Origin of the sequence: Bradyrhizobium sp., from assembly GCF_017881085.1 — a bacterium.
Classification (GTDB): domain Bacteria; phylum Pseudomonadota; class Alphaproteobacteria; order Rhizobiales; family Xanthobacteraceae; genus Bradyrhizobium.
The window spans coordinates 1-5,406 of record NZ_JADGRI010000347.1 but is presented as its reverse complement, the minus strand read 5'-3'; the positions used below and the strand labels follow the sequence as shown (position 1 = coordinate 5,406).

Annotated in this window: 3 protein-coding genes and 1 pseudogene; 3 read left to right on the top strand and 1 reads right to left on the bottom strand. The window is 62.2% G+C overall.

The annotated features are described in order from the left end of the window. Positions 1–204 (top strand): annotated as a pseudogene (locus tag QZ213_RS24065) (hypothetical protein); the annotation flags it as partial. Between the two features lie 3 nt (positions 205–207). Here QZ213_RS24065 and QZ213_RS24060 read toward each other — a convergent pair. Then, a complete protein-coding gene (locus tag QZ213_RS24060; protein ID WP_291688579.1) occupies positions 208–3,237 on the bottom strand; it encodes an EAL domain-containing protein in 3,030 nt (1,009 codons plus the stop codon). Between the two features lie 333 nt (positions 3,238–3,570). Between QZ213_RS24060 and QZ213_RS24055 the strand changes: the two genes are divergently transcribed. Next, on the top strand, positions 3,571–4,623 hold the full coding sequence (locus QZ213_RS24055) for an Ldh family oxidoreductase (RefSeq protein WP_291688578.1): 1,053 nt from the start codon (positions 3,571–3,573) through the stop codon (positions 4,621–4,623). Positions 4,624–4,654: 31 nt separating this feature from the next. After that, positions 4,655–5,406: NtaA/DmoA family FMN-dependent monooxygenase (locus QZ213_RS24050; protein ID WP_291688577.1), on the top strand; the 752-nt coding region annotated here is incomplete at its 3' end.

Below are 5,406 nucleotides of genomic sequence, written 5' to 3'. Positions count from 1 at the left end.
CCGGCATGGTGGTGGGGACCGGCGCTTGAGGTGGTTTGCGTGCGGCAACCGATGCCGGCCGACTGGTGCGCCCGACTCGAATTGCCCGATGGCTCCACGCTCGCGGATGGCGCGGAGGTCTTTCTCAAGAGCCTGGCTGACCAGACATCGCTGCCCTGGCCCGGCGGTTTTCCCGGCCATGCAGGCCATTCGGACCCGGCCTAGCTATCAGCGCCCCGCCGCGGCATCTTTGCGCTTTGGCTGCCGTGCGGTTTTTCCAGGGGGACCTTCCGCTGCAGGCTGAAGCGGTGGAGCCACCCTTAGAGGCGCGGAGCCAAGTAGGGCGGTCAATTGTTGTGACGGAAGCGGCTTGCTGAACAGGTAACCTTGCATTTCATCGCAGGCGTGGTTGCGCAGGAACCTTTCCTGCTCGGTAGTCTCTACGCCTTCGGCAACGACCTTCATCCCCAGTGCCTTGCCCATGCTGATGATCGCCTGTGCGATGGCCTGATCCTCGGAATCATTGGGCAGGTCGCGAACAAATGAGCGGTCGATCTTGATGGTGTCGATCGGGAACTGCTTCATCAGGGACATCGACGAATAGCCCGTTCCAAAGTCATCGATCGCAAGCCGGATGCCGCGGCTCTGGATCGAGTCGAGCACTTTGACCGCCCGGGGGACGTTCCGCATCACCATGCTTTCGGTAACCTCCAGTTGCAGCAACACTGGAGACATGCCACTTGCCGCCAGCGCCTCGTCGATATCCTGCAACAGGCGGTCATCGGCGAATTGCCTCGGCGAGAGATTGACGGCCATCGATATCGGCTCCAGCCCGCGACGCTGCCAGGCCATATTTTGCGCGCAGGCTTCCTTCAACACCCAACGGCCGATCGGAACGATCAAGCCGGTTTCTTCGGCGAGCGGTATGAATTGCATGGGCGGCAGCACGCCGAGATCGGGATGAGTCCAGCGCAACAGTGCCTCGACGCCGGTTATCTGCCCGGTCGCCATATCGACTTTCGGCTGATAATGCAGCGCGAATTGATCGCGGTCGAGGGCACGGCGCAGGGCGACTTCCAGCGTCAGGCGCTCGATCGACTGGGTTTTGATTTCCCTGGTGAAGAAGCGGAAGCCGTTCTTGCCTTCTTCCTTGGCGAGGTACATCGCCATGTCGGCATTCTTGGTCAGCGTCTGCACATCGGCGCCATCGGAAGGATACATCGCGATACCGATGCTGGCCGTGGTGTGGCACTCATGGCCGCTCAGTTGCAATGGCTGGCTGAGAACGGACAACAGGTTGCCGGCGACGCATTCGACGTCATCGTTCTCCGCGGCTTCCTCGAGAATGACGACGAATTCGTCCCCGCCGAGCCGCGCCACGACGTCGCTCGAACGCAGCGATTGACGCAGCCGACCGGCTATCTCAACCAGCAAGATGTCGCCGGCGTCATGTCCAAGCGAATCGTTGATGACCTTGAACCGGTCGAGATCGATGAAAAGCAGTGCAAAATGCCGCTGGTGGCGGTGCGCCGCCTCGATCGCGTAGTGGAGCAATTCGTTGAACGTTTCCCGGTTGGGGAGATTCGTCAGGCTATCGTGCGTCGCGAGGTATTCGATACGCTCGTCGGCCTTGGTTTTTTCGTCCGCGCGGTCGAAGTTCTCGAGGGCGAACGACACGTTGTCGGCCAGCCGTTGCAAGAGTTCGGCGAATTCGGGCGTAAACGTGTCTTTTTCGGCGGACAAATAAATCATGACGCCGACCGCCTGCCCGCGAACCAGCAATGGAAATGCGGCGCCTGATCTTGCCCCGTCGCCACGAACAATGGCATGGAAAACACTAACGCGCTGGTCGCTCAGATAGTCATTGGCGATGCAGGCCTGCCGCGTGCGGAAAGCGGTGCCGGCGAGCCCGCGTCCCTCGGGACGATCGGCGCAGATCGAAAGCCTGACGTTTCGCGTCGTATTCGCGGTCGGTCCGGCTGCGGCGACGTTGTCGAGGAAATCGCTGCCGGGATTGGCCATCGCGATCGTCGTGGAGGTGAACTTGCCGCCGTCCGACGCGGCCACGCATACAAGTTCGAACAACTCCGTGCGGGATTTGGCTCGCATGATTGCTTCGTTGGTCGCGCTGAGGGCCGCGAACATTCGCGTTAGCCGTTCCTTTTGTTCCTCTGTCTTCGCCTTTTCGTCGGCACGGTCGAAGTTATCGAGTGCGAACGAGACATTCTCCGCCATTCGCGCAAGCAGCGCGACAATCTCTTCATCCGCAGCCCAGGATCTGCTCACAAAGAACATCCATACGCCGACGCTCTTGCCGGCCTTGATCAGCGGAAGCGCGACGCAAGCCACGACGCCGGTCTGGCGTCCCATCTGCTGCCACGGCCGGCCCTGCGCCGAATTGAGGATGTCGTCGTTGACGCAAGGCTTCTGCGTTCGAAATGCGTTGCCGCACACGCCGGTGCCGTAGACATTGTCCGGATCGATCGAGAAGCGCGTCCGGGTGATCAGTTCGACAATTTCACCGGTACCGGCAACCGGCTTCAGCCAGATCGAATCCGGCTCCGCAAGCAGGACTACCGCGGCAACGGATTTTCCGCTGTGGACGGCGGCATCGCAAACAAGCTGGTGGAGTTCCTGCGCCGTCTTGGCGCGAAGAATTGCTTCATTGGTGGCGCTTATGGCGCCGAACATCCGGTTCAGCCTTCGCATGGCTCGCTCGCCGCTCTTGCGCGCAGCCTCGTGTTCGAAATTGTCGAGCGCATATGAAATGTTCGCCGACATGCGCTCGAGAAGCGAGACGATCTGCTCGTTCAGCGACCCGGCTTGGTGCCGGGTGACGAGCAGAACGCCGACGCAGCGACCGTTGCAAGTCAAGGGCAACGCCACTGCCGCGCCGACGTGCGCCTCACGTGCGCCCTCTCGCCAGGCCAGCGAACGCGTGTCGTTCAGGAAATCGTTGCTGAGGATCACCTTTTGGTCCCGAAAGGCTTGCCCGCACACCCCGGAGCCCTCAGGCGTGTTCGCCACGGTCGAAATATCGATTCCGCGCAGCCGTACGGTATCTTCGCCGAAGCCGGCCGCAAACCGGAGCATATTGGTGCCGGGTTCCAGCAAAAAGATTGCCGTCGCCAGGAAGTCCCCGCTGGAAAACGCGGCTTCGCAGACCTGCCGATATAGCTCCTCCGGTGATTTCGCATACAGGATCGCTTCGTTGGTTGCACTCAACGCCGCAAACGTACGCGCGATGTCTGTCTCCAAAGTTGTTAGCTCCCCCTTTGGCAATTCTTGCCAGCCAGGGGGAATTTGCACGGATGACGCCTAAATGGCCGTTATGGACCGGAATAAGTCGCGATTCAGGGTAAATGCGGTACGAATGACAAGGGGAGAAACTCCGAAGAATTACGGTTCAAGGAGCGACGCGATCGCCCGCCGCAATGCGGGTCACCGGGGGGCAGCCGGGATGCGGCGATTGCATTGCACCCAACACTTTGGCTTGAAGTCATTGCTAACGGGCGACGGCTTTGAGACCATGCGACCGGTGACAACAAGCAAGACCCGCTCCCGCGCGGGCTTATAACCTTGAGGAAACCCATGCCGCTGGTGCAGGCCGACCGTCTCACGCGCATTGGCGCGGCGCTGCTTCGAGCGGCGGGTGCGTCGGGGGAGGAAGCCAATGCCGTCGCCGTCGGCTGCGTCAACGCCAACCTCGCCGGCCATGATTCGCACGGCGTGATCGCGATCCCGACCTATATCGACCGCATCAAGGTCGGGCATATCGTGCCCGGCGCGAAATGGACGATCGTACGGGAATCCCCGACCACGACCGTGATCGACGGCCATTGGGGTTTTGGCTTCCACGTCAACGCCAAGGCGATGGCGCTGACGATCGAGAAGGCGAAGACCGCCAACGTCGCGGCTTGCACGGTGTTCCGCCAGAGCCATGTCGGTCGGCTCGCCGCCTATCCCATGATGGCGATGCGCGAGGGCATGATCGGCATCGCCACCGCCGATTCCGGCCGTTCACCGAAACATGTCGCGCCGTTCGGCGGCCGCGAGGCGCGGCTCGGCACCAATCCGATCTCGATCGCGGTGCCGTCGGATCTCGAGGCGCCCTTCTATCTGGACATGGCGACGTCGGCGGTGGCGGCCGGAAAGATCCAGCTCGCGGCCGCGCGCGGCGAGGAAATTCCGACCGGGTGGATCGTCGACAGCGAAGGACGCCAGACCACCGATCCCAGGCAATTCCGCAATGGGGGCGCGCTGCTGCCGCTCGGCGGCACCGAAGGCTACAAGGGAAGCGGTCTCGCCGCGATGGTCGAGGTGCTCTGCGGGCTGCTCACCGGCCTGGGCTTCGGCGTCGAGCCGACCGGCCGGCACAATGACGGCTGCTTCATGGCGGTGTTCAACGTCGCCGCGTTCCGTCCGCTCAAGGATTTCAAGAAAGAGGTCGCCGAGTTCGCGCGCTATCTCAAAGCGACGCCGCCGTCGGAGGGCTCGACCGGCGTGTTCTATCCGGGCGAGGTCGAATATCTCAGGGAGCAGCAGCGCAGGGCGTCCGGCATCGATATCGAAGACGCGACCTGGGACAAATTGCGCGCACTCGCGGGCGAATACAAATTGACCGCCGAACTCGGTCTGACCTGACCCCGCATTCGGCCGGCACAGGGAGAGCAGCATGACACGGCAAATGGTATTGGTCGGCTTCCTGCAGGCGCAGAACTGCACCAACCTGCCGAGTTCCTGGCGCCACCCGGAATCGCGCGACGATTCGATGTCGGCGGATTACTATCAGGAGATCGGCCGGATTCTGGAATCCGGCAAATTCCACATGGCATTCTTCGACGACCGGCTGGCGATGCCCGATCGCTACGGCGATGACCACGCCCATACCGTCGAATACGGCATCCGCTGCGTGAAGATGGATCCCGTCATCGTGCTGACGGCGATGGGGATGGCGACCGAAAAGCTCGGCCTCGCCTCGACCTGCTCGACCACCTATTACGAACCGTTCGACGTCGCCCGCCGCTTCGCCACGCTCGATCTGATGACCGGCGGCCGCGCCGCCTGGAACGTGGTGACATCGGTCAACGACGGCGAAGCCCACAACATGGGCAAGGACGCCCATCTCGACCACGATTTCCGCTACGACCGCGCCGACGAATTCATGGAAGTGGTGCTCGGCCACTGGGATTCCTGGGAAGACGGTTCGCTCCTGATCGACAAGAAAAGCGGCCGCTTCGCCGATCCGACCAAGGTCAAACGTCTCGACCATAGCGGCCAGTTCTACAAGTCGCGCGGGCCGTTCACGGTGCCGCGCTCCAGCCAGGGCCATCCCGTCATCATCCAGGCCGGCGCCAGCGGCCGCGGCCAGCGTTTTGCCGGGCGTTGGGGTGAAGTGATCTTCACCGCCGCGCGCAATCTGGCGGG